Here is a 23513-nt window from a genome sequence, read left to right as displayed (position 1 = left end):
AAAGCACAGGCAAGGGAGAAGCAAGATGTGGCTTGACCGATTCTTCGAACACCAGACGCGGCGCGCGGCACAGCGCACCGGCCGGCGCAGCATGCTGGCCACGCTCGGCAAGGCGATGGTGGGCACGATGGCGCTGCCGGTGCTACCGTTCGATCGCAGCGCGCACGCGGCCGGCGCCCATGGCGGCAAGATGGCCAAAGCCGGCGGGCCGCAGGCGCAGGACGAAACTGCCTGCGACTACTGGAAATACTGCGCGGTGGACGGCTTCCTGTGCTCGTGCTGCGGCGGCAGCTCCACCACCTGCCCGCCCGGCACCGAGCCCTCGCGCGTGTCGTGGGTGGGCACCTGCCGCAACCCGGCTGACGGCAAGGACTACATGGTCAGCTACAACGATTGCTGCGGCAAGACCACCTGCGGGCGCTGCGAATGCAACACCAACGAGCGCGAGCGGCCGGGTTACCGGCTGGGCGTGCACAACGATGTCAACTGGTGCATGAGCAACGACAGCACCATGTTCCATTGCACCACCTCGATCATCCTCGGAGTCCAGGAATGAAGCGGCCCTTCTGGTTCCCGCGGCCCCTCGCCGCACGGCTTGCCCGCCTGCTTGCGCTGGGCCTGGCTTGCGCGGCGAGCACCGGCGCGGCCCGGGCCGACCCGCTTGCCGAACAGGGCAAGGCCTTGTTCGGCACGCATTGCGCCGCCTGCCACAATGCCGATGCGTCGGGCATCGCCGGCGTGGCCCCCCCGCTGGCCGGCGCGCTGCGCGAGCGGCTGGCCTCGCCGGCGGGCCAGGCCTATCTGGCCAATGTGCTGACGCATGGCCTGGCCGGCCCGATCCAGTCGCAGGGGCAGTCGTTCAACGGGATCATGCCCAGCTTTGCCACGCTGCCCGACGAATCGCTCGCCGCGGTGCTGTCCTGGCTGGCCGCGAGCAACGGCGTGCCCGAACAGGCCGTCAGCACCGCCACGCTGGCCGGCGCCCGCGCCGAGCGCAAGACCCCGGGCGCGGTGCGCAAGCTGCGCGAGGCGGGGCAATAACATGGGCTCGCCGCAAGCACGCCTCAAGCGGACGGCAGCGCAGCGGGCACTCGGCGCCGTCGGCGCCATGGTGCTGGCCAGCGCTGGCCTGACGCCATCGCTGGCTGCGAACGCGCAGGCCGATCTGCGCCATGCGCGCGACACCTACCTGCTGCACTGCTCCGGCTGCCACCAGCCCGATGGCCGCGGCAAGCCCTCTGCCGGCATTCCGGACATGCGCGAGACCGCGCCGCTCCTGCTTGCCACGCCGGCCGGGCGCGCCTTCCTGATCCAGGTGCCGGGCACCTCCGCCTCCGCGCTGAGCAACAGCGAGATCGCCGGGCTGATGAACTGGCTGCTGCCCGCGCTCTCGGGGCGCAGCGATCTGAAGCCCTTCAGCGCGGAAGAAGTGGCCAGCTACCGCAGCCAGCCGCTCGACGACGTCAGCGCGCACCGCGCGGCCATTCTTGGCACTGGCGCCGGCGGCCTGCCCTATGCCTCGCCCGGGCGCCGCTCCGATGTGACAGACTGATGCCGGCACGCAAGCGCGGCTAAAAAACAACCGACCCGAACAGCAAGGGGTGAGGAAATGAGGAAAGAGACGATGAATCCCTTTGGCACCCACGATAGCGGGCATGACCGCGGCACGGCGGCGCCGGAGCAGCGCTCGCGGCGCGACGTGCTGGGCCGCCTGGCCGGCGCCACCCTGGCCGGCATGGCCGCCGGCGCGGCTGCCACGGACGCCAGCGCGGCGGGCTCGCCCGGCCCTGGCGGCTCCCCGGCCGGCACAGCCGGCGCCTCGACCTCCGCAAGCGGTCCCAACCCCATCGTGATGATGCCGGCATGGCAACTCTCACGCGAGATCCACGCGCGCCGGCTCTCCAGCCGCGAGGTGATGACGGCCTACCTGGACCATATCGAGCGGATCAATCCCGGCGCCAACGCCATCGTGGCGATGCGCGAGCGCGAGGTGCTGTTGCAGGAAGCCGCCGCCTGCGACCAGGCGCTGGCCGCGGGGCGCACAGCCGGCTGGATGCATGGCATGCCGCAGGCACCCAAGGACCTGGCGCTGACGCGCGGCATCCGCACCACCTTCGGCTCGCCGATCTTCCGCGACAACGTGCCAACGGTGGACGCCATCGTGGTGGAGCGCGCGCGGGCGGCCGGCGCGGTGCTCATCGGCAAAACCAATACGCCGGAATTTGGCCTGGGCTCGCAGACCTTCAACCCGGTCTACGGCGCCACCCGCAACCCTTACGACGCCGGGCGCACCGTGGGCGGTAGCAGCGGCGGCGCGGCCGCGGCGCTGTCCCTGCGCATGCTGCCGGTGGCGGACGGCAGCGATTTCGGCGGCTCGCTGCGCAACCCGGCCGGCTTCTGCAATGTCTACGGCATGCGGCCGTCCGCGGGGCGCGTGCCCTACGGGCCGGCGCCCGAAGTCTTTATCCAGCAGCTGGGCTACGAAGGGCCGATGGCGCGTACCGTGGCCGACGTGGCACTGCTGCTGGCCACGCAAGCCGGGCCGGATGCGCGCACGCCGCAGTCGCTGGCGCAAGACCCGGTGCTGGCCAGGCTGACGCCGGCCAATGTGGCCGATACGCTCAAGACGGATCTCAAGGGCAAGCGCGTCGCCTGGCTGGGCAACTGGGACGGCTACCTGCCGATGGAGCCCGGCATCCTGCCGCTATGCGAGGATGCGCTCAAGGCCTTCCCGGCGTTTGGCGTGGGCGTGGAAGCCATCAAGCCGCCGTTCTCGCCGGAGCGGCTGTGGAAGACCTGGCTGGTGCACCGCCATTTCCTGGTGGGCAACGGGATGCTGGCCTTCTACCAGGACCCCGCAAAACGCGCGCTGCTCAAGACCGACGCGATCTGGGAGATCGAGGGCATGCTCAAGCTCAACGCCGGCGATATCTATGCCGCCAGCATGGAGCGCAGCGCCTGGTACCAGGCCTTGCTCGGCGTGTTCAAGGATTTCGATTACATCGCCGTACCGACCGCGCAGGTGTTTCCCTTCGACGTGAACCAGCCATGGCCAAAACAGATCGCCGGGCGCGACATGGACACCTACCATCGCTGGATGGAAGTGGTTTTTCCGTGGACCCTGTCAGGCTGCCCGGTCATCAGCGTGCCGGTGGGATTCGGGCCGCAGGGCTTGCCGATGGGCATGCAACTGATCGGGCGGCCGCGCGACGATATATCGGTGTTGCAGTTGGCGTGGGCTTATGAGCAGGAGAGGGATTGGGTGGGGAGGCAGTTGCCGCGGGCGATGATGGGGTGAGGGGGTGTTGGGGGAATGGCTAATACGCCAACGGCTTAACGTCAAAGTCAAACTCAGAACTGTCGGCTTCGCTGGCAGTGGCTCCTAGCCAGACCACCCCTCTCCCCGGCCTGCTGCCGACCAGGGGAGAGGAAGTGACAACCGTCGGGCTTTTCAAACGGCTTTGGCACATCCGGTCGGCTTCGGCCGATGCGGCAGGTTCGCGAACTGGCCGATGCTCAGGCCGCCAGCGGCTCCCGGCTGACGCGCGGCGCGATCCGGGCCAGCACGGGCGCCGGCGCCACGGCCCGGGCCCCGGCCGGCACGGCCAGCCAGTCATGCACCGCCGCGTGAATGGCGTCTACCTGTGCCAGCTTGCGCCGGTATGCCGCGCGCTTCTTGGAAGGCAGTTCCATCGCGTCCCGGCGCGGCTGGTTGACCGGCATCTCGACGTTGCCGCAAGCCAGGGGAACGCCGGCGCACTCCATCCAGAACCCGTCATAGTCACTGCGGATCTCGCGCGGCGTGTTGCGCTGACGGCCGACGTGGTTGCGTCTGGAAACACCAACGATGCGCCGCGCGCCGAGGATGGCGGCGAAACCAAGCAAGGCTTCCATGACCGCATCCTTGGGGCGCAGGCCATCGCATGCCTTGGTGGATTCCCGGATCAGGTCGCGGCTGTTCTCGCCCATGGGTCCCTGCAGACCGCCCACGAATATCTCGGGGCCGCCCTTGCCTTGCGCCAGATAGAAGCTGAGCTGGCTCAGGCAGACGCCGCTGGCCGTGTCCCGCCAGTAGAAAGCCAGTTCGCCCTCCCTGGGATTCGGCCCGGAATCGCCCAGGCGCAGCGTATAACGCCCCTCTCCCATGGCGCATTCGAGCCCGCCGTCCAGGTAGATCCGCTCGCCGAGCGCCGGCGGAACCAGCGCAACCAGGGTGCGGTAGTGGTCAAGCACGGTACGGACGCGTTCGCGGAAGCTCAGCCCCGATGCGCCGAGCGGACGATATGGGCGCTCCAGCAGCGCTGGCTTTGCCGTAACCACGCGCTGCATCAAGGCGCAGGAATCGACGGCCTGCAGCCAGTTGCGCACCGAGGCATAGCGAAACGCCGAGAGGCAGATCAGCTTGATGCGCCTCAACCACCATCTCTTGCCGCCCGGCGGGTGGCAGAACGACGACAACGCGGCGAGCGTCGCCAGGTAGCGAAAATAGAAAAGCGGCCCGATATCCTGGAAGAATCCCCTGCCGCTGATGCCCGACAACCATTGAAGGCTCGATACTGGTCCCTGCACGACTAAATGCTCCCCTGTTTCCATTGCAGCAAAGCCGGTACCCGGTCTTGTATTGCGCTGCGCCAAAATCCAAACCGCCACGCCCGCCAGGTGGGGCTGGCAAGCAATTCAACCTGACCGAAACATCGCGAGCGCGCCCTGCTGCCTGGCATCGCCCGCGCACAAATTGTATCCGCCTCGTAATATTTCGTAACGAATAGTAATACTTCCAGTTGATATTGAAAGCAGTCATTTGGATCGGAAGCGAAAAAAAAGCCGGCTGATGCCGGCTCATGCCCTCAAGGATGACCAGGAAATGACGAAGACGGTCTCCCCGGCGCGGCCTTTAGCCGCGCCCCTGGAGACCGGGCAATCCGTCATTCAATGCCGCGGCGCACCCGCCGGACCGCGCTCGGTGGCGAAGTAAAGGCCAGCCAGCACCGGCAGGCCAAGACCGATCGCGCTGGTGAGGCGCCAGCCGCCCTGGGCAAAAGCCCACGCACCCACGGCCGAGGCAATGGCACCGCCCGTAAAGAAGACCGCCATGAAAAGACCGTTCAGCCTGCTGCGATATTGCGCACCGAGCGCAAAGATGGCGCGCTGCCCTACCACCAGGTTGGCCGCCACGCCAAAATCCAGCACGATGGCGGCGAGGGTCAGTGCCGCCAGTGCCAACGGCGTGCCCGGCGTGCCCACCAGCCCCAACAGGAACGAACCAGCCGCCAGCAGCATGGCCAATGCGGTCATGCGCCGGCCGTGCCCGCGATCGGCCACCCGTCCGGCGATGGGCGCAGCCACCGCGCCGGCCACGCCGGCCAGCGCGAACAAGGCGATGCCTTTCTGGCTCAGGCCAAACCCGGGGCCCGCCAGCCACAAGGGCACCGTGGTCCAGAACAGGCTGAAGGCGCCAAACATGCAAGCCTGGTAGGCCGCGCGCCGCCGCAGCACCGGCTGCGCGCCCAGCAATTGCCACATCGACGCCAGCAAGGCGCGATAGCGGACGGCCGGCGATGGGCGGCGTTCCGGCAGCAAACGCGCCAGGACCGCGCTCAGCAAAGCCATGCCCGCCGCCGAGCCGGCGAAAATGGCATGCCAGCCCCACAGGTCGGTGACCAGGCTGGCCACCGGCCGCGCCAGCATGATGCCCAGCATCAGGCCGCTCATCACATTGCCCACCACGCGGCCTCGTGCGTGCTCCGGTGCCAGGTGCGCGGCAAAGGGCACCAGCACCTGGGCGGCCACTGAACTCAGGCCGATGCACGCCGCCGCCATCAGGAACACCCCGGCCTGCCCGGCCAGCGCCGCGGCCACCAGCGCCAGCGCGCTCGCGGCCAGCAAGGTGCAGATCAGCCGGCGGTTCTCGATGACGTCGCCCAGCGGCACGATCAGCAGCAGGCCCAGGCCATAGCCGGCCTGGATCAGCGTGACGATCAGGCCGGCGGCCTGTGGCGACAGGCCCAGCGCATGACCGATCGGGCCGATCAGCGGCTGCGCGTAATACAGGTTGGCCACGATCAGGCCGCAGGCAGTGGCCAGCAGCAGTGTCATCCAGTTCGTGCCGCCCACGGGGGCCGTTTGCGCGCGGAGCGTGCATTCCGCTCTTGTTGTCATGATGGCTTTCCGTACGATGGACCTCGGGTTAACCAGAGGCCGAAGGCCGAGATCATGCCTCAGATAGCGCAAGCTTGCCGGCGCGGCATCGATTCAGGGCAGATAGCCCAGCAGGCGCCACCAGAAGTAGTCCAGCGGCAGCAGCACGAGCAAGGTCAGCGCCGCCAGCGCCAGGCACAGCCGCGTGCCCTCGCGCAGCCCAACCCCGCCAAGTTGCATGGCGATGACGATGGGCGGCGACTGATATGGGAAAAACACCGTGGAAAACACCGGCACCTGCAGCATCAGCACGGCCTCCAGGGACAAGCCGGTGGCCTGCGACAGTTCCCGGGCCAGGGGCGTCAGCACGGCGGGCAGGCCGGGCAGCGTGGTCATCAGCCCGAGGCTGGCCCCGACCGCGCCCAGCGCGGCCACGTTGGCGGCGGTATGTCCCGGCGCGAGCGGCAGCCAGCGCAGCAGCGCCGCGCTGATGGCGGTCCCCAGGCCCGTCGATTCCACCACCGCGCCCAGGCCGAGGAAGCCCGCCACATAGAGCAGGGGCGTGAGATGCACCTGCTCGGCCAGCATGCGCGCGGAGACCAGCCCTACACCCGGCAGCAGGCAGACGATGCAGGCCGCCAGCGAGATCCATGCGGGCGAGATGCCGTGCAGGGTATCGGTGGCAAACCCGGCCACGGCAAGCGCCAGGATGATGGCCAGCGTCTTCTCCTGGCGGCCCGGCGCGGCCGTGTCCTGCCGGGGCAAGGCGGCGAGCGGCCCATGCTCGGGAAACATCCTGCACACCAGCCAGACCAGCACCACAGTCTTCAGCACGCCAAGGATGGGGAAATGCAGCATCAGGTAGCTGCCATAGCTGAGATTGATGCCGTACACCGAGTTCGCCGCGCCGAGCAGCACGCTATTCGGGATATTGGCCGGCAGGATGGCGGTGGGCGGCATATAGCTGGCCGCGGCCACCGTCAGCACCATGCCGATGCGGCCGTTGGAGCCGGGCGCGAAGCCAAGGCGATCGGCCAGGGCCAGCACGATCGGCATCAGCAGCATGACGCGCCCCGTGGTCGACGGCATCAGGAACGCCAGGCCGACCGCGCTGAGCGCCACGGTAGCGATCACCTGGCGGTAGTTGCCCGTCCGGCCGCGAAAGATGATCGCGGCCAGCCGCTGCGCCAGGCCGGTCTGGCGCAACGCCAGGCCGGTCACCGCGCCGCCGAACATCAGCCACCACGCGGTGGAGGCAAAGCCGGAGAACACCACCGATGGCGGCGCCACATGCAGCAGCACGGCGCACAGGAAAAACAGCAGGGTGGTGGCGGGTTCCGGCAGCACGCCAAGCGCCCAGCAGCAGACGGTGGACAACACCAGCGCCGCCGCCAGCACCAGCGCATCCGGCGCACCGGTGGCCCGTCCCGCCAGCCACACCACCGCCACGCATAATGCAACGACGGCACCGGCGCGCGCGCTATCCGACAGTTTGCCCGCAGCGGGCGCGGCCGGCTTTGGCACGGGAGGCACGGTGGCGCAAGCGGATACGGCGGACGCGATGGAAGCGGCGGGTGGGGACAGGCCGGGCTGGCTGGAATTGCGCATTGGGGGGCTCCGTTGATGCCTTGCGAAAAGCGCCATCGTAGGTCCGTGCGATCTGGCCGGGTTACACTTCTCGGGCAATTTCTTACGAATTCCAGCCACACTCTCACGTCACGCCGTCACGCCGTCACGCCGCAAGCCGGAACCCGCCAGATGCCACGCACCACTTACCAGCCCGTGCCGCTGACGCAGCCCACGGCCGAACAACCGGTCATCGTGCACCTGCGCCTGCCGCCGCCCAACGCGATCATTCGCCGGCACCGGCATACGTGGGGACAGATATCCTTCCCGCTGCGCGGCAGCATGCGCGTGACCGCGGCGGGTACCACGTGGGTGGTGCCGACCATGCGGGCGGTTTGGATTCCGCCGGAGGTGGAGCACGAAGTGGTCACGCTGGGCGAGACAGCGCTCCACGCCTGCTATGTATTGCCGGCTGCGTCGCCCTTGCCGCTCACAACGTGCTCGGTACTGGAAGTGTCGGCGCTGATGCGCCATCTGATGGTGGCCCTGGCCGATTCCGTCCCGCTGTCCCCGCGCCACCGCCAGTTGAGCGCCGCCCTGCTGCTCGAGGAATTGCGGGCAGCGCCCACGCTCTGGCCGGGACTGGCCCTGCCCACCGACCGCCGCCTCAAGGCGCTGTGCGATGCGCTGATGGAAGAGCCCGGCTCGGCCTTGAGCCTGGCGCAATGGGCCGAGCGCACGGGCGCAAGCGAGCGTACCCTGGCGCGGCTGTTCCGCACCGAACTGCGCACCAGCTTCGCCGCCTGGCGCCAGCAACTGCGGCTGGCCCACGCAGTCGACCTGATGAACCGCGGCAGGCCGCTGGCGCATGTGGCGGCGGAAACCGGCTACGCCAACGCCGGTGCCTTCTCCACCATGTTCCGCCGCGCGCTGGGAAAAGCGCCGCGGGATTTCATGGCGCACAGGGCGGACGAGTGACGCGCCCGGGCAGTTGCCTCGCAGTTGCCTGGCAGCCTGCAACACCGGGACCACAAAATCACGGAGGCGGAGATTGAGCGAAAAAACACATCTGGCCAAGGCCTTGCACTGGTCCGCGGACACGCAGGTCCATCCCGGCGACATGCTGGCCGCGGCATTTGGCATGGCCGTACCGTTGCTGTTGGCGGGCGCAATGGGACATCTTTCCCTTGGCCTGGCCGCTGCGCTGGGCAGCCTTGCCATTGGCGCAGGCGCCAGGGGCGAGCCCGCCCATGACGCCGGCTCCCATGCCCTGGATCTCGCCGCCCAGCTTGCCCCGCTCGCCGCAGCGGCATCCGTCGCATCCATGGTGGCCGGCCATGGCGCCCTGACCGATGCCATCGTCATCCTGCTGGCCGGCACGGCGGCAATCATCAGCGGGTATAGCCGCCCGGTGGCCGTCGCCACCACGCGCTTCGTGCTGTTGCTGATCATGGCCGCCGGCGTGGCCGGCAACGCACCGCACCGGGCCGGCTTCCTGCTGTTGACGCTAGCCGGCGCGCTGTGGACATGCCTGCTGCTGATGCTCGCCGGGCCCTGGGCGCGGGCGCGGCGGCAACCTGGCGCGCCCATGGAGCAGGCGGCGCCCGTGCCGGCGGCCACTGCGGCGCAGCGCTTCAGGCGATGGAAGCGCACACTGACAACGCTGTCCGGATGGCAGTACACGGCAAGGCTGGTGTTCGCCCTTGGTGGCGCCAGCCTCTTGCGCTGGCTGTTCCCCGGCCACCACTTCGAATGGACCGCGCTGACGGTGGCGATCCTGATCCAGCGTCAGCCCGAGGTCTTCTCGATCAAGACTACGCAGCGCGTGGCGGGCACCGTGCTGGGCGTGCTCGGCGCGGCCTTGTTGCTGGGCTATCGGCTGCCGCTCTGGGTCGTGGCGATCAATGCGGGATGGCTCGCGGGCTTGCGGCCCCTGCTGCGCGCGAGGAACTACCTCGCCTACTCGGTAGTGATGACCCCGCTGATGGTCCTGATCATGGAGGCGAGCCGGCCGGCCGACGGCGCGATGCTGGAGGACCGCGTCGCGGCGACCGTGATTGGCGCATGCCTGGTGCTGCTGGCCGACCGGATGCCGGGATGGCTTGTGCAACCTTCCGCTTGATCCATGACGCGCTAGCGCCGGCAACATCCGCCCACTTTCATCTTGCCAATTGATTAGCCGCCATATAATATGGCGGCACCATGAATGCTCTCGAACAGAAGTACCTCGCCCTGCTGAATGAAGCCGAACGACGCAAACTGCCCGATCTGGACAGCATCCGGCTGTGCTTCCAGGCGCTGTCGCTGGCGTCGGCGATCGACCGCGACTGCGCCGCGCTGCTGGCGCCGCACGGGCTGTCCGAAGGACGTTTCGTACTGCTGTTCCTGCTGGACGCGGCCCAGGACGGGCTGGCGCCCAATACGCTCGCCCAGCAGGCTGGCGTGACGCGCGCCACCGTCACCGGCCTGCTCGACGGACTGGAGCGCGAGGCGCTGATCGAACGGCATGCCGATGCCACCGACCGGCGCGCCCTGACCATCCGGCTGACACGCAAGGGCAAGCAAGTCGCCAGCAAGGTGTTCGACGAACACGGCCGCTGGATCGCCAGCCTGTTCGGTGACTTGTCCGTGCAGGAACGCAGCATGCTCGGCGCCCTGCTGCGCAAGGTCTCGGCGGGCATGGCCAAGCGCGGCGGCGGGCTGGGAGATCCGGCATGACCTTGCCCGCAACGCGCAAGGGCGCCAGCCGCATCAAGGCTGTTCCGCCCGACGTACTGGATGCGCTGGAGCGTGGCGAACTGCAGAGCGCCACGCTGGCGGAATGCCTGGCGCTGGACCAGGCCAGGCTGCTGCGCGCCGTGTTTCCCGACCTCACGCCAGAGGCTGCCGGTCAAGTCGAAGCCGCCGGCCAGTCAGGCATCCTCAAACGCATGGCCGGCATCGGCGCCGTCCTGCTCGCGCAGCTCGGCCCCGCAGGCATCGCACGTTGCCAGGGGCATCCGTCGGATACCGTACGCGGCTGGGCCTGCTTCATGGCCGGCAGGCAACCGGGCCTGGGCCTGGCACAGCGGCTCGCGGCCATCCGGCCGCTGGCCGACGACCCGCATTTCGGCGTGCGCGAGTGGGCCTGGATGGCTGTCCGCCCGTACCTCGCGGAAGATCTCGACAGCAGCATCGCGCTGCTTGCCGGCTGGACCGCGTCGCCCGCCGAGCGCCTGCGCCGCTTTGCCAGCGAGGCGCTGCGCCCGCGCGGCGTCTGGTGCGCGCACATCACGGCGCTGAAGCAGAATCCGCAGCAGGCCCTGCCGGTGCTGGAACCGCTGAAGGCCGACAGCTCGGCCTATGTGCAGGATTCGGTGGCCAACTGGCTCAACGATGCAGCCAAGGACAATCCCGACTGGGTTCGCGCACTGTGCCGGCGCTGGCAGCGGGACGAACCGGCCGCCGCAACCCGCCGCATTTGCAACCGCGCGCAGCGCAACCTGTGATGAAAGGAACCCCCTATGCCCCACTACCTGATCGAACTCTACACACCCAAGCCGGCCTGGCTGGCCTTGCCGGCGCAACAGCGACAGCAGTTCCTGGAAGGCATCAGGAGCGGCATGGGCGGCCTGTCCAGCCTCGGGGTTGAAGTCCTGGCGCTGGGCGAGACCGAACCGGATATCGACCACGCCAGCGCGCATCGCTTCCTGGGCATCTGGCGCTGCCCCGGCGCGCAGGCACGCGACGCCTTGCTGGCGGGCATCGGGGCCAGCGGCTGGTACGGCTATTTCGATCATGTGAACGCGGCTAGCGCGGGCGGTGATTTCGCCGGCCACCTTGCCGCGCTCGCAAGCGCCTGATTCGGCCACGGGCAAACGCGCGGAGGCCACATCCTATCCGAGGCGGACATGGACCGCCTCAACACCCAGAAACCTGTCACCGCACCTCGTTGGATTGGCGGCTGAACCGTTGCTCGATAACAGCCGTTCCCCACTGCGATCCCTCTGCTTCGTCCGTCAACTGGAAGCCCGACGCCTCGTACAGGTGGCGCGCTGCGTCGAGGCCTTTGAAGGTCCAGAGATAGGTCTCGCCGAACCGCTCATCGACAAAATCCATTGCATGGCGGAGTAACCGGCTTCCAACGCCCGATCCGCGCAACGACTCATCCACGATGAACCAGCGCAGATGCGCGACCCCGGTATTCTCATTCCCGTCGATCGCGAGCGAGGCCAGGGACCTGCCGTTTTCCATATACAGCCACAGCGCCTTGCCGGACGACGGCAAAGCCTGGGCAAATTCGGCGAATTCCGTGGCGACCTTCCTTTCGAAGAAGACACCGAAACCGGCTGTCCGCGAGTAGAAACGCGCATGCATGCTTGCAACATCGCCAATGCAACCAGGCTGATAGCCCTGCTGAATCTGTTCGTCCCGCCCATCCGCAAGCCGAGGCATCTTGCTGGCGTTGTCCTGCGCCAGTGCGCCCGCATACAGCGAAAGAGATCGAGCCAGCGTTTGCTGGTCGGCAGGAACCAGCCGTCGAAGTGCGCTGGATACCTGGTCTGTCGCAAATCGATCAATCTTTTTGCGGAGTTTCTGACCAGCGTCAGTCAAATAGAGTTGATACGATCGTCCATCGTCGCTCGCCGCCTGACGGGTCAGCAGCCCGATCGATTCCAGCTTGGCAATTTGCCGACTCATGTTGGACTTATCCAGCCGCAACAGGCCGGCCAGGTCTCGAGCCTGGATCCCCGGCGCAAGTCCGATTTCGATGATCGCGTGAACAGCCGAGGGCGCAAGGTCGCTATCGGCCAGAGTTGTCCGCATGAAGCCAAGCTCACGGACCAGCTTCCGGGAGAACTCGCGTAACTCGCGGATCACGTCGTCACGAGATTTGGATGGAAGATCGACTATGTCCATAACGGGCTCGCCAAAGTTGCGGTTCGCAACCAATATACTTGCGATACGCAACCTCTTCAAGAGGAGTTTTCGATAGGTACCCGTTGAACCCAAGGCCGGCCTTCCCGGGACGCGAACTGCTCCTCCTGGCCGACAAGCGGCCAGCATGCGGCGGCATCTGAAGCGCCCGCCCTCTCCCCCCGCCCCTCACCCGCCGCGCGGGAGCGAGGAGCAAACCGGTGGCACAAAACGAGCTGCAAGATGCACCAAGACCGTTTGCAATGACGAAGGCTGCATCTCCTCTCCCACCAGTGGGAGAGGAGAACAACCATCAGGCTGGCAGCGAATCCGACAAGCGGTTCTGCTCGCCATTGCCGTTTTCTTCATCCGGCCAGTTGCGCCCCACCATCCACTCGTACAGCGTGGGCAGCACGATCAGCGTCAGCATGGTGGCGGTGATCAGGCCACCGATGATGACGATGGCGAGCGGGCGCTGGGTTTCCGAGCCGATGGCGCGCGAAATCGCCATCGGGAACAAGCCCAGCATGGCCAGCAGCGCGGTCATCAGCACCGTGCGCAGGCGGTCCATCGAACCGGTCAGCACGGCCTGGCGCACCGGCATGCCTTCGTCGCGCAACTGGTTGAAGTAGGTCACCATCACCACGCCGTTGAGCACGGCCTGGCCAAACAGCGCGATAAAGCCGATCGCCGCCGACACCGACAGCGGAATGCCGGTGAGGAACAGCGCGAACACGCCGCCGATCAGCGCGAACGGGATGTTCGAGATGATCAGGGTGGCGCTCTTGAACGACTTGAAGGCGTTGAACAGCAGCAGGAAGATCACCAGCACCGACAGCGGCACCACGATCGACAGGCGCGCCATGGCGCGCTCCTGGTTCTCGAACTCGCCGGACCAGCTGATCTTGACGTCGTCGGCCTTGACGTTCCTGGCCACCAGCGCCTGCATGTCCTTCACCACGCTGCCCATGTCGCGGTCGTGGATGAAGATGCCGATCGAGGTGGTGCGCTGGCCGTTCTCGCGGCTGATGTTCATCGCGCCGGAAGCCGCGCGGAAGTGCACCAGCTGCGACAGCGGCACCTGCGCGCCATCGGCCGTCTGCATGAAGATGTTCGGCAGGTTGGGCAGCTCGCGCTCGCTCGGCTTGAGCCGCACCGCCACGCTGAAGTGCTTCTCGCCCTCCCACAGCTCGGTGGCGGCCTTGCCGGCCAGCGCCGTTTCCATCAGGTCCTGCACGTCCGCCACGTTGATGCCATAGCGGGCGGCCTGGGCACGGTCGAACTCCAGCACGTACTGCGGCAGCTCGCCGTCGCGGTCGATAAAGGCGCGCATCACACCCTGGACCGACTGCACGTTGGCCAGGATCTGGTCGGCCACCTGCTTGTTCTGCTGCAGGCTGTCGCTCTGCACCTTGATCACGATCTGGCCCTTGATCTGCGAGATGCTCTCGAGGATGTTGTCGCGCACCGGCTGCGAGAAGTTAGGCTCGATGCCGGGCAGCTGGCGCAGGTTGCGGTTGATCTCGTTGATGATCTTGCGCTTGTCGTAACCCGCGCGCCATTGCTTGTCATGCTTGAGATCGACCAGGATCTCGACGGTGTTGATCAGCTTGGGATCGGTGCCGTCGTCGGGACGGCCCACCTTGGAGATGGTGGTGTTGACCTCGGGCGTCTGGCGAATCACGCCACGCAGGCGGCGGGCCTGGTCGCGCGCTTCGTCGATCGATACCGACGCCGGCAGGTCGAAGCTGACCCACATCGAACCCTCGTCCAGCTCGGGCAGGAATTCGCTGCCGAGGAACTTGCCCACGCCGACCGTCGCCACCAGCAAACCCACGGCAATGCCTACCACCGTGCGCTTGTGGTCCAGCGCCCAGGCCAGCATCGGCTCGTAGATGCGCTTGCTGTGGCGCACCATGAAGTTGTCCTCGTGCGCGATGTTCTTGGTGAGCAGCAGGTGGCACAGCAGCGGCACCAGCGTCAGCGAGATGATCAGCGAGCCGATCAGCGCGCCGGTCACGGTATAGGCCATGGGGGCGAAAATCTTGCCCTCGTGGCGCTGCAGCGTAAAGATCGGGATGTGCGCGGCAATGATGATGATCATCGAGAACACCGTCGGGCGGCCCACCTCGGTGGTAGCCTGCAGGATGGCGTGCATGCGCGCGCGGCTGTCCTTGATCTGGGCTTCCTTCAGTTCGCCCAGCCGCTTGAAGATGTTCTCCACCACGATCACCGCGCCGTCCACGATGATGCCGAAGTCCATCGCGCCGAGCGACAGCAGGTTGGCCGGAATGCCCACCCAGGTCAGGCCGATGAAGGTGGACAGCAGCGCCAGCGGGATCACCAGCGCCACGATGGCCGCGGCGCGCACATTGGCCAGGAACAGGTACAGCACCGCCATCACCAGCAGCGCGCCTTCGACCAGGTTGCCGAACACGGTGTGCAGGGTCTTGTCGATCAGCGTGGAGCGGTCGTAGTAAGGCACGATCTTCACGCCCTTGGGCAGGATCGTGCTGTCCAGCAGGTCGATCCTCTTCTTGAGCGCTTCCAGCACCAGCGAGGGGTTCTCGCCCTTGCGCATGACCACGATGCCCGAGACGATGTCGTCCTCGTCGTCCTGGCCCATCAGGCCCTGGGGCGGCGCGGAGCCGATACGCACCTCGGCGATGTCCTTGACCAGGATCGGCGTGCCGTTCACTTCCGATACCACCACGTTGGCGATGTCGGCCGACGTGTAGAAGCTGCCCAGCGAGCGCAGCAGGTACTGCTGGCGGCCGTGCGCGACAGCGCCGCCGCCGGCGTTGGAGTTGGCGCGCTGCAGGGCGGTGAAGAGCTGCGACAGCGAGATCCTGGCGTCGCGCATCTTCGCCAGGTTGGGGTTCACCTCGTACTGCTTGATGGTGCCGCCGATGGTGACCAGGTCCGCCACGCCCGGGACCTGGCGCAGGTTCTTCTCGACCACCCAGTCCTGCAGCGTGCGCAGTTCCTGCGCGGTGTAGCCCTTGCCGGTCAGGCGAAAGCGGAAGATTTCGCCGATGGCGGTGGACAGCGGCGCCAGCTCCGGCTGCACGCCGTCGGGCAGGTCGACCCCGCGCAGGCGCTCTATCACCTGCTGGCGGGCCACCACGTCGGTGGCCTTGTCGTTGAAGGTGACCATCAGGAAGGACAGGCCGAACTGGGTGTGCGAGAACACCCGCACGGAATTCGGCGTGCCGGCCAGCGCGGTCTCGATCGGGATCGTGACCTGGCGCTCGACTTCCTCGGCGGCGCGGCCCGGGTACAGCGTGATGACGTTGACCTGGATGTCGGAGACATCCGGGAAGGCTTCGATCGGCAGGTTCTTGAAGGCCGCCAGGCCTCCGCCGATGAAGATGGCGAGGCCGAGCCAGACGAACAGCTTCTGGTGCAGGGCGAAATGGACGATACGCGAAATCATGGGGCGGTCTTCCTCACTGCTTCGCGCTGGCGCTGCTGGCTTCGCTGGCGCGGGCCGCATTGACCGCGGTGGCGTCGCGCAGGATGTCCTGCAGGTACAGGTTGCCCTCGGTCACCACCACATCGCCGTCCTTGAGGCCTTCGACCGCCTCGCTGATACCCGGCAGCGACACGCCCAGCCTGACCGTGCGGCGCTCGAACCGGTTCTGCGCCGTGCGCACGAACACGTAGCTGCGGTTGTCGGCCAGGAACACGGCCTTGGACGGCACGCTGATGCCCTGGAAGGAAGCAGCCTGCAGCCTGGCGGTAACGAACATCTCTGCCTTCAGGCGCCGGTCCTGGTTAGGCACCGACAGGCGCACCTTGACGCTGCGCGCGGCGGGGTCGACGTAGTCGGCAACCTTGACGACCTTGCCGGGAAAGGTCTCGCCGGGATAGGCGGCGGAAACCAGTTGCACGGTCACTCCTGGCTTGAACAGCGCCAGGTCCGCCTCGGCGGCATCGACCTGCGCCCACAGATCGGTGGGATCGGTCACCAGGAACAGCGGTGCGGCGGGCGGCTGGTCGGGACGCAGTTCCATGCCGATATTGATATTGCGCTCCACCACCAGGCCATCGATTGGCGTGCGCAAGGCAAAGCGGTTGACCGCGCCCTCGCCCTGCGCGGCGGCGCCGTACTGGCGCAATGCGGCCTGGGTGCGCTGCAGGTCGGCGCTGGCGCGGGCGGCATCGGCCTGGCTCTGCTCCAGTTCCTTCTGCGCCACGATGCCGGCGCCGTACAGTTCGCGCTGGCGCGCCAGCGCCTTGCTGGCAAAGGCGGCATCGGCGGCAGCCTTGCGCGCATCGGCCTGGGCCACGCCGAAATCGGTGGAGGTCAGCGTGGCGAGCGATTGCCCGGCCTTCACATTGGTCCCCGGCGGCACCAGCACCTCGGTCACGCGGCCGGCAAACGGCGTCGACACGCGCACGGTCCGGTCTTCATTCCAGACCAGGCGGCCCGGCAGGCTCAGCATGCGCTCGCCACCGCTCTTGACGGCCTGGCCCGAAATACCGGGCAGCGTCCTGACCGAGGCCGGGAATTCAACGATGTTGCCGCTGACCTTGGGCTCGTCGCTGGGGGGTGGGGCTTCCTTCTTGCCGCACGCGGCCAGCGCCAGCACCACCAGCGAGAACGCGGCCAGCCGCGCGGAAACGCCGTGGCGGGCCGCAGCACGTACGGGGGACAGCGGGGCGGGCGTAGCAGTCATCGGGGCGGGCATCGAAGCGGACATCTGGGCGGACACGGTATTAGGGACGCGGCACATCGGTACGGACCTGGGAATTGGGTGAAGACTGCAGGGCGGCGCGATAGGCCGACAAGGATTTGGCGAATTCGCCCTGGGCGGTGACTGCGTCCAGGCGAGTCTGGCGCAGCGCGCGGCGCGAATCGAGCAGGTCAAGCACGCCGCTGGCGCCCTTCGCGTAAGCGAACTCGGCGCTGCCGGCCACGCTCTCGGCGGTCGGTACCACGCCCTCGACCATCTGCCTGAGCGACAGGCGCGCGGCTTCGAGCTGATTGCGCGAGCGCTCCAGCGCGTTCTGCGCCTCGAGCAGCACGCGGTTGCGGTCGTCCAGCGCGGCGTAATAGTCCACCTCGGCGCGGCGGGCCTCGCCGCCGAAGCTGTGGCGTATATATAGCGGGATGGACACGAATACGCCGAAGCTGTTGCCGCTGCCGGTCTGGTTGGCGGCCGAAACCGGATAGTGCTCGGCCTGCGCGCCTACGGTGACGTCGGGCACGCGGCCGGCACGGGCCAGGTCGCGCGCGCTGGCCGCAGCGGCCAGGCGGGCCTCGGCCGCGGTCACGTCAGGGCGGCGCTGCACGGTCTCGGCATCGGGCTCGGGCACCGGCACGTCCAGGGCGGGCCAGTCCGCCACCAGGCGATTGTCCGCCAGCGTGCCCGGCACGCCGATGGCCTGGGCCAGTGCGGCCTTGTCGCTGGCATGGCCGGCCATGGCGCTGCGCAGGTCAGCCTGCGCGCGCAGCACGTCGAGTTGCAGCTTGGTCACGTCGGCGCGGGCAACGTCGCCGGACTTCAGACGCGTCTCGCTGGCCTGCTGGGTGCGGCCGTAGAGGGCCAGGGTCTCGTTCAGTACGGCGACCCGCTCCTGGCTGACCAGCGCATCGTAGTAGGCCTGCTCGACGGCGCTGGATTGCTGGGTAATCACGGCCTGCAGCACTTCGCCCGCGGCACGGCTGTTGGCGCGCGCGGCGTCCACGCGCAGCCCGCCCTTGTTGGCGGTCTCGATGGTCTGGTCCACGCGCACGGTCGAATCCACCGTCTTGCTGCGCGGGCCACCCGAGTTGAAGCCAGCGTGCGGGTTGATATTGGCCACACCCAGGCTGAGCACCGGGTTGGGCCGCTGCGAAGCAATCTGGATGTCGGCCTGGCTGGCCTCCTCGTTGCGGCGCGCCGCGATGATGTCGCGGTTGCAGCGCAGCGCGTCCATACGCACCTGGGCAAGGGTCAGCGTCGCCTTGGATGGTGGTGCCACACAAGGTCCATCGAACGGTAATGGTGCGCTATGCGGCACATTGGAGCCAGCCACGGCAGTGCCTGCAACGGCACTGAGAAGGCTGAACAGCAAGAAACGAGGAAAGGAAAAAGGCACGATCAATCTGGCTCGGTTCGACTTAGGTGTGCGGTAAACGACCTCGCCGGCGGATTGGTGCACCACGACGCGAATGTTCACACATCTCCGTTGAACCAGTCGTGTTCGTGCCGATATCCTGCACGTCTCGAGATTTCAAACCCGCATTCAAACCGAACTGCATTACAAACTCCTTTCATCCGGGAAATAAAATCGGGCGCCGTCCCCTGAACAAAACAATTTCGAGGGAAAACCCTGACGAAAGCGACATATATGACACAATGACCGGCCCGCCGCCGACTGCGGGGGCACCACCGCCAGCCAGCGCCGGCCGCGCGCTTTGTTCAAGCCCCGCCCCATGCCCGATCATTACCTGTTGTCGTCCATCCTTATTTTTGGCCTGGGTGGCCTGCTGGGCGCCGTTGGCGGGCTGTTCGGCATTGGCGGCGGCCTGATCGCCATTCCCGCGCTGGGGCTGCTCTATGGCATGGACCAGCAACTGGCGCAGGGCACCGCGCTGGTGATGATCGCCCCCAATGTGCTGATCGGCTTCTGGCAATACCGCCGCCGCGCCGACGTTGCACTGGGCACGGCTGCCGTCCTAGGGCTCTCGGCGGTGCTGGCCACCTATGTCTCGGCCCGTCTCGCCACCGCCATGGATGCCGTGCTGCTGCGCCGCGTCTTTGCCTGCTTCATGATCGGCATGGCGTTGTATTTCCTATGGCGCCTGCTGCCCGGGCGCGCCGCCACGACGCAGCAGGCCCGCCTGTCGCCGCGCTGGATTCCCGCGCTGGGCGCGGTGGGCGGTGCGTTCTCGGGCTTCTTCAGCGTGGGGGGCGGGGTGGTGGCGGCGCCCGCGCTGGTCGGGCTATTCGGGTTCCGGCAGGCGGCAGCGCAGGGACTGGCGCTGGCACTGGTCACGCCCGGCGCGGTGGTAGCGCTGGCGACCTATGCCCATGCCGGCCATGTCGACTGGGCCAGCGGCGTTCCACTGTCCCTGGGGGGCATGCTGACCATTTCATGGGGCGTGGCGCTGGCCCATCGCATGCCCGAGCGGCGGCTGCGCGCACTGTTTGCCGTGTGCCTGATCGCCACCGCCGCGATCATGCTGGCACGCGGCTGAGCTAGCCTGACAAGGCTTTGCGCCGGTGCCACTCCGCCAGCGACTCCGACGGCCAGGTACCGCAATGCACGTGGCCCCGGCCCTTGGGCACGTCGACCCAGGGCGCGGCGAAATCCAGCGCGGCTTCCACCACCTCGGGCGGTTTGGGCAGAGGCGTGTCGATAGCCGACGCGTGCGGGTGCACCAGTTCCGGCCAGCGCGGATCCCATAGCCAGAGCGCACTGCCGCACTTCACGCAGAAATGCCGCTGGGCCTTGGAACGCTTCTGGCGCTGTCCCGGTTCGCGCATCACGGCGCGATAGATGCCGAGATGCTTCTTGCCGCGAACCCGCAGCGTGGCCGCGTCGCCACCGAGGTTGATGGCGTAGCCGCCCCCGCCCGCGGTCTTGCGGCAGATCGAGCAGTAGCAGTGCATGAACGGGTAAGGCGAGTCCGACTCCAGGCTGAAGCTGACCGCGCCGCAATGGCATGAGCCTTCGAGATGCATGGGATCTCCCGTGATGACAGGGCGCCTTCATTCCAGACAGCAGGCGGCAGGCGTTTTTTCGCCTTGCGCCGCCGGCGCAGCCTGACGATTCCTGCTCGCATTATCGGCGAGAATAGCCAGAAAAAAGGCTAATGCGCGCGCATCTGCGAGCGCAGGGGCGGGCTCCGGGTGGACAAGCCTCGCCCAATATGGCATAACAGTGCGTACCGCCAGCGAACTCGCTGGCATCGCCTGGCAGGATTTGCCACCCTTCATTCGAGACCACATGCACTTCGTCCCGCACTACAACGCTAACCGCCGGCATGCCATGCATGCCGCGGCACCGCGTGCGTGCGTGGCACGGGGCGGCATGCGCTCGCGCTGCGCCACACCGGCCGCGGCCTACCTCCATGGTTTCGCCGCCGTGCTTCTCTTGGCCGTGCGGGGAAACCAGGACGCACCCACCCGCTCCTGATTTTCCCCGCACGGCACTTTGCCTGTGGGCGCCCTGGCGCCCCTTGTCCAACGTGCAACCTGGGAGAACAGCCATGTCTTCGATTTACCACAAGACCCTCTGTGCGATCGGCACCGTCGCCGTCGTTTACCTCTTCCTCAATCTCTGATTGAGCACGGGGCAGCAGCGCTGCTGCTGCCTCGTCATGGCTTTGCACCCTTTTCCTTTGCCGCGGCGCGTTCGCGGTATTCACTTCGCACGCCTTCATCGCCATGGAGCTCACGAAAAATTTTGTCAAAGCCAAGCGCCCCTGCGCCGATGGCTACCGCTGGTTCGTCCGTAACCGGGAGGACGGCAGCGACTATCAGCACTTGCTCGACGCGCTGGTCGAAGCCGGCCGCGTCGACGATGCCTGCTGGCTGCTGAACCAGTTTGGCCCCACCGATGCCGTGCTGGCCCTCGATGCCATCGGCGCCGAAGCCGTGGTCTTTGCCGGCTCGCTGGAAGTGCGCGGCGGCATCGACGTCGACTCCACGGTCAGGGCCGGCCGCACCATCCGGGCCGGCGGCGGCATCCGGGCGGGCCGGGCCATCGTCGCCGGCGAGGGCATCGAGGCAGGTGGCGGCATCCATAGCGGCGGCACGCTCGAGGCCGCGGGCGATATCAAGGCCGGCTGGGGCATCGAAGCAGAAGACGCCATCGCCGGCGGCGGCAACCTGCGCGCCGGCTGGGACGTGCTGTGCGGCGGCAGGATTTCGCTGGCAGGCAGCGCGCTGGTCGGGCAGGACCTGATCGCACAGGGCGCCATCCATTGCGGCAAGAGCATCCGCGCCGGCGGCACCATCGACGCGCGCCACACCATCCGCGCCGGCCACGGCATCGAGTCCGGTGCGTGCATCCGTTGCGGCATGCACCTGGAAGCCGGGTGGGGCATCAAGGCGCGCCAGGCCATCGCCGCCGATTGCGCCATCAAGGCGGGCGAGGGCCTGGAGACGCAGGAAGACATCCGCGCGGGCACCGGCTACGGCGTCTATGCCGGGCTGGATGTCAGGGTCGATGCCTGGCCGGCGAGCGCGAGGGTGCTGGCCGCGGCCAGGCCCGAAGGCCTCGTCAGCGGCTGGTGGGAGGACCCGGCCGTGTCCTGACGTCGCGGGCGCGGCAGTCCGTGCCCGCGGCGATCCCGTGCGGATCGCGAGTAGCGCTGCGCTCCCTGCGCGGTCTCTTCCCCTCTCCGGAGATAAAACGATGTTCTACAAGGTCCTGCTGGTGCTGGTGTTTTTCATGGTCGTGATCTTCGCCCTGGCGCGGGGCTTCCAGCATATGCCGGCGTAATGGCGCCTCGCTGGCTTCCGGACCCTGGCGATAAATCTGCCCGTGCCGGGAGCGAACGGCTGCGCGGACGGGCTCACCGCCGTACGCGCCGCCACCACTGCAAGCATCCGACTGAAAGGAGGTTGCCATGTCCGCCATGGCCCCAGGCATGTTCATGCCGTGGCTCGCGCGCGCGCTGGAGCTGCGCATCGATGTCAGCCACCGTCCCGCCGAACTCGACCAGGAGTTCGGATCGATCTACGGCCGCCTGAACCGGCCGGGCGACCGCCTTCACGGCATCCCCGCCATCGGCACGGATTCGCCGGAACTGGTGATCCGCTACCGCGAGGCCGACGGCGAGTACTACGTCTACGTGGAAGACGTGGCACGCAAGCGCCTGGCTGGCTACACGGTTTTCAACCGTCTGATCGAAGTCGGCCGCCGCGCCGACCGCTACCTGCGCGCCCCGCACTCCAAGTACGAGACCGCGTACCAGCGGCGCGGCCTGGCCACCGCGATCTACCGCTGGGGGCTCGACGCCGGGCTCTGCCTGATGACCGGCGCGCGGCAGTCGGCCGGCGCCAATGCGCTGTGGCACTCGCTCTCGCGGCACTACGAGCTTGGATATGTGGATCTGCGCTACAAGACCTTGAGCTATCTGGGGCGTGAGGTCAGCCGCGAGGTACATGACGATCTGCATACGCGGATGATATTGCTGGGCAAGGGGTGGAGCGTGGGGAGGCTGGCGGAGGTGACGGGGATGGTTTAGGGGAGGGGTGTGGGGTCTGCGTGGGCCTTACAGGCTGAGTGATGCCAGGTCTTCGGGCACATGGTTTCAGTAGGGCCTCATGCCGTTGTAAGGACCTGGTTCAAGTCTGCAGGGCCTGAAGGCGGAGTGGTGTCGGGCTCTTGGGCTTGGGTAGGTTGAGACAGGTGTGCAGGGCCTGAAGGCGGAGTGGCGTCAGGCTCATGGGCTTGGGTAGGTTGAGACAAGTCTGCAGGGCCTGAAGGCGGAGTGGCGTCGGGCTCATGGGCTTGGGTAGGTTGAGACAAGTCTGCAGGGCCTGAAGGCGGAGTGGTGTCGGGCTCATGGGCTTGGGTAGGTTGAGACAGGTCTGCAGGGCCTGAAGGCGGAGTGGCGTCAGGCTCATGGGCACATGGAGGTGTCACTTTTCTTTACTCGTAAAGAAAAGTAACCAAAAGAAAGCGACCCCTTGCAGGGGGGCTGGCTTGTCGGGCTCGGGGACGTTGCGGATTCGTGGTGGGCGCGGTGGTTCTAATGAACTGCTGGCGCTACCGGCGCGAACGGCATTGCCAATGCGGATGGCGCTGGTTTCAGTATAGCGCCCCTGATGGCAATGGCCCGTGGTGATTCACGCTTCTGCCGTTACCGGTTCGCATGGCCACTGTCTCCCGATCCCTGCTGGTTTCGTCGTGGGCACGGTGGCCCCGGATTTGGGGTACTCGCCTCAAGCTGGAGCCACCGCGCCCAC

At 67.3% G+C, this 23513-nt stretch carries 20 protein-coding genes; 12 read left to right on the top strand and 8 right to left on the bottom strand.

Annotated elements, in window-relative coordinates:
• Positions 1 to 25 precede the first annotated feature (25 nt).
• The 4 genes from AC3FOF_RS38165 (at position 26) to AC3FOF_RS38150 (ending at position 3298) form a co-directional block, all read left to right on the top strand.
• Positions 26 to 556 carry a methylamine dehydrogenase light chain gene (locus AC3FOF_RS38165; protein WP_276269523.1) on the top strand — a complete coding sequence of 177 codons (531 nt, stop codon included), beginning with the start codon at positions 26 to 28 and terminating at the stop codon, positions 554 to 556.
• Positions 553 to 1041 (top strand): c-type cytochrome, encoded by a 489-nt coding sequence (locus tag AC3FOF_RS38160; protein ID WP_488729579.1) that lies wholly within the window; start codon positions 553 to 555, stop codon positions 1039 to 1041. The genes AC3FOF_RS38165 and AC3FOF_RS38160 overlap by 4 nt, the downstream gene beginning before the upstream one ends.
• Before the next feature lies 1 nt (position 1042).
• Positions 1043 to 1552 carry a c-type cytochrome gene (locus AC3FOF_RS38155; protein WP_276269525.1) on the top strand — a complete coding sequence of 170 codons (510 nt, stop codon included), beginning with the start codon at positions 1043 to 1045 and terminating at the stop codon, positions 1550 to 1552.
• 183 nt (positions 1553 to 1735) lie between these two features.
• Positions 1736 to 3298 (top strand): amidase, encoded by a 1563-nt coding sequence (locus AC3FOF_RS38150; RefSeq protein WP_488729597.1) that lies wholly within the window; start codon positions 1736 to 1738, stop codon positions 3296 to 3298.
• Positions 3299 to 3516: 218 nt separating this feature from the next.
• On the opposite strand, the gene AC3FOF_RS38145 is transcribed toward AC3FOF_RS38150, so the two are convergent.
• The 3 genes from AC3FOF_RS38145 to AC3FOF_RS38135 all read right to left on the bottom strand — a co-directional run bounded on the left by AC3FOF_RS38145 (position 3517) and on the right by AC3FOF_RS38135 (position 7746).
• A complete protein-coding gene (locus AC3FOF_RS38145; protein WP_276265883.1) occupies positions 3517 to 4569 on the bottom strand; it encodes a VirK/YbjX family protein in 1053 nt (350 codons plus the stop codon).
• A gap of 360 nt (positions 4570 to 4929) precedes the next feature.
• A complete protein-coding gene (locus tag AC3FOF_RS38140) occupies positions 4930 to 6159 on the bottom strand; it encodes an MFS transporter (RefSeq protein ID WP_488729578.1) in 1230 nt (409 codons plus the stop codon).
• Positions 6160 to 6252: 93 nt separating this feature from the next.
• Positions 6253 to 7746, bottom strand: coding sequence for an SLC13 family permease (locus AC3FOF_RS38135; RefSeq protein WP_488729577.1), 1494 nt, complete (start codon positions 7744 to 7746; stop codon positions 6253 to 6255).
• Positions 7747 to 7896: 150 nt separating this feature from the next.
• Here AC3FOF_RS38135 and AC3FOF_RS38130 point away from each other — a divergent pair, with 150 nt between their 5' ends.
• The 5 genes from AC3FOF_RS38130 (at position 7897) to AC3FOF_RS38110 (ending at position 11546) form a co-directional block, all read left to right on the top strand.
• Positions 7897 to 8682, top strand: a complete 786-nt coding sequence (locus AC3FOF_RS38130) for an AraC family transcriptional regulator (RefSeq protein ID WP_017230212.1) — start codon at positions 7897 to 7899, stop codon at positions 8680 to 8682.
• Between the two features lie 73 nt (positions 8683 to 8755).
• On the top strand, positions 8756 to 9826 hold the full coding sequence (locus tag AC3FOF_RS38125; protein ID WP_488729576.1) for an FUSC family protein: 1071 nt from the start codon (positions 8756 to 8758) through the stop codon (positions 9824 to 9826).
• Positions 9827 to 9906: 80 nt separating this feature from the next.
• The gene (locus AC3FOF_RS38120; RefSeq protein WP_017230214.1) at positions 9907 to 10422 is read left to right on the top strand and encodes a MarR family winged helix-turn-helix transcriptional regulator; all 516 of its coding nucleotides are present in this window, start codon (positions 9907 to 9909) and stop codon (positions 10420 to 10422) included.
• Positions 10419 to 11192 (top strand): DNA alkylation repair protein, encoded by a 774-nt coding sequence (locus tag AC3FOF_RS38115; RefSeq protein ID WP_488729575.1) that lies wholly within the window; start codon positions 10419 to 10421, stop codon positions 11190 to 11192. The genes AC3FOF_RS38120 and AC3FOF_RS38115 overlap by 4 nt, the downstream gene beginning before the upstream one ends.
• A gap of 15 nt (positions 11193 to 11207) precedes the next feature.
• On the top strand, positions 11208 to 11546 hold the full coding sequence (locus AC3FOF_RS38110; protein ID WP_276265889.1) for a DUF6616 family protein: 339 nt from the start codon (positions 11208 to 11210) through the stop codon (positions 11544 to 11546).
• Between the two features lie 76 nt (positions 11547 to 11622).
• Here the strand turns inward: AC3FOF_RS38110 and AC3FOF_RS38105 are convergent, their stop codons facing one another.
• The 4 genes from AC3FOF_RS38105 to AC3FOF_RS38090 form a co-directional block, all read right to left on the bottom strand.
• Positions 11623 to 12603 (bottom strand): bifunctional helix-turn-helix transcriptional regulator/GNAT family N-acetyltransferase, encoded by a 981-nt coding sequence (locus AC3FOF_RS38105; protein ID WP_488729574.1) that lies wholly within the window; start codon positions 12601 to 12603, stop codon positions 11623 to 11625.
• A gap of 310 nt (positions 12604 to 12913) precedes the next feature.
• Positions 12914 to 16036, bottom strand: a complete 3123-nt coding sequence (locus AC3FOF_RS38100) for an efflux RND transporter permease subunit (RefSeq protein ID WP_276265890.1) — start codon at positions 16034 to 16036, stop codon at positions 12914 to 12916.
• Positions 16037 to 16049: 13 nt separating this feature from the next.
• Positions 16050 to 17282, bottom strand: coding sequence for an efflux RND transporter periplasmic adaptor subunit (locus AC3FOF_RS38095; RefSeq protein WP_488729573.1), 1233 nt, complete (start codon positions 17280 to 17282; stop codon positions 16050 to 16052).
• Between the two features lie 40 nt (positions 17283 to 17322).
• On the bottom strand, positions 17323 to 18663 hold the full coding sequence (locus AC3FOF_RS38090) for a TolC family protein (RefSeq protein ID WP_488729596.1): 1341 nt from the start codon (positions 18661 to 18663) through the stop codon (positions 17323 to 17325).
• A 361-nt stretch (positions 18664 to 19024) separates the two neighbouring features.
• Between AC3FOF_RS38090 and AC3FOF_RS38085 the strand changes: the two genes are divergently transcribed.
• Positions 19025 to 19789 (top strand): sulfite exporter TauE/SafE family protein, encoded by a 765-nt coding sequence (locus tag AC3FOF_RS38085; RefSeq protein WP_488729572.1) that lies wholly within the window; start codon positions 19025 to 19027, stop codon positions 19787 to 19789.
• A 1-nt stretch (position 19790) separates the two neighbouring features.
• Here the strand turns inward: AC3FOF_RS38085 and AC3FOF_RS38080 are convergent, their stop codons facing one another.
• Positions 19791 to 20276, bottom strand: coding sequence for a GFA family protein (locus AC3FOF_RS38080; RefSeq protein ID WP_017230331.1), 486 nt, complete (start codon positions 20274 to 20276; stop codon positions 19791 to 19793).
• Between the two features lie 705 nt (positions 20277 to 20981).
• On the opposite strand from AC3FOF_RS38080, the gene AC3FOF_RS38075 reads away from it, so the two are divergent.
• Both AC3FOF_RS38075 and AC3FOF_RS38070 read left to right on the top strand, forming a co-directional pair.
• On the top strand, positions 20982 to 21854 hold the full coding sequence (locus AC3FOF_RS38075) for a hypothetical protein (protein ID WP_276265894.1): 873 nt from the start codon (positions 20982 to 20984) through the stop codon (positions 21852 to 21854).
• Positions 21855 to 22168: 314 nt separating this feature from the next.
• Complete coding sequence (locus AC3FOF_RS38070) at positions 22169 to 22789, top strand: N-acetyltransferase (RefSeq protein ID WP_488729571.1); 621 nt, start codon at positions 22169 to 22171, stop codon at positions 22787 to 22789.
• Positions 22790 to 23513: the final 724 nt, after the last annotated feature.

The organism is Cupriavidus sp. 96C5-1, from assembly GCF_057798855.1.
This window is presented reverse-complemented; position numbering and strand designations above follow the sequence as displayed.

What these genes read in the sequence shown, in the direction of transcription:
- AC3FOF_RS38165 (WP_276269523.1), top strand. Translation starts at nt 26, where the DNA reads ATGTGGCTTGACCGATTCTTCGAACACCAGACGCGGCGCGCGGCACAG.
- AC3FOF_RS38160 (WP_488729579.1), top strand. Translation starts at nt 553, where the DNA reads ATGAAGCGGCCCTTCTGGTTCCCGCGGCCCCTCGCCGCACGGCTTGCC.
- AC3FOF_RS38155 (WP_276269525.1), top strand. Translation starts at nt 1,043, where the DNA reads ATGGGCTCGCCGCAAGCACGCCTCAAGCGGACGGCAGCGCAGCGGGCA.
- AC3FOF_RS38150 (WP_488729597.1), top strand. Translation starts at nt 1,736, where the DNA reads ATGGCCGCCGGCGCGGCTGCCACGGACGCCAGCGCGGCGGGCTCGCCC.
- AC3FOF_RS38140 (WP_488729578.1), bottom strand. Translation starts at nt 6,159, where the DNA reads ATGACAACAAGAGCGGAATGCACGCTCCGCGCGCAAACGGCCCCCGTG.
- AC3FOF_RS38135 (WP_488729577.1), bottom strand. Translation starts at nt 7,746, where the DNA reads ATGCGCAATTCCAGCCAGCCCGGCCTGTCCCCACCCGCCGCTTCCATC.
- AC3FOF_RS38130 (WP_017230212.1), top strand. Translation starts at nt 7,897, where the DNA reads ATGCCACGCACCACTTACCAGCCCGTGCCGCTGACGCAGCCCACGGCC.
- AC3FOF_RS38120 (WP_017230214.1), top strand. Translation starts at nt 9,907, where the DNA reads ATGAATGCTCTCGAACAGAAGTACCTCGCCCTGCTGAATGAAGCCGAA.
- AC3FOF_RS38115 (WP_488729575.1), top strand. Translation starts at nt 10,419, where the DNA reads ATGACCTTGCCCGCAACGCGCAAGGGCGCCAGCCGCATCAAGGCTGTT.
- AC3FOF_RS38110 (WP_276265889.1), top strand. Translation starts at nt 11,208, where the DNA reads ATGCCCCACTACCTGATCGAACTCTACACACCCAAGCCGGCCTGGCTG.
- AC3FOF_RS38105 (WP_488729574.1), bottom strand. Translation starts at nt 12,603, where the DNA reads ATGGACATAGTCGATCTTCCATCCAAATCTCGTGACGACGTGATCCGC.
- AC3FOF_RS38100 (WP_276265890.1), bottom strand. Translation starts at nt 16,036, where the DNA reads ATGATTTCGCGTATCGTCCATTTCGCCCTGCACCAGAAGCTGTTCGTC.
- AC3FOF_RS38095 (WP_488729573.1), bottom strand. Translation starts at nt 17,282, where the DNA reads ATGACTGCTACGCCCGCCCCGCTGTCCCCCGTACGTGCTGCGGCCCGC.
- AC3FOF_RS38085 (WP_488729572.1), top strand. Translation starts at nt 19,025, where the DNA reads ATGCCCGATCATTACCTGTTGTCGTCCATCCTTATTTTTGGCCTGGGT.
- AC3FOF_RS38080 (WP_017230331.1), bottom strand. Translation starts at nt 20,276, where the DNA reads ATGCATCTCGAAGGCTCATGCCATTGCGGCGCGGTCAGCTTCAGCCTG.
- AC3FOF_RS38075 (WP_276265894.1), top strand. Translation starts at nt 20,982, where the DNA reads ATGGAGCTCACGAAAAATTTTGTCAAAGCCAAGCGCCCCTGCGCCGAT.
- AC3FOF_RS38070 (WP_488729571.1), top strand. Translation starts at nt 22,169, where the DNA reads ATGTCCGCCATGGCCCCAGGCATGTTCATGCCGTGGCTCGCGCGCGCG.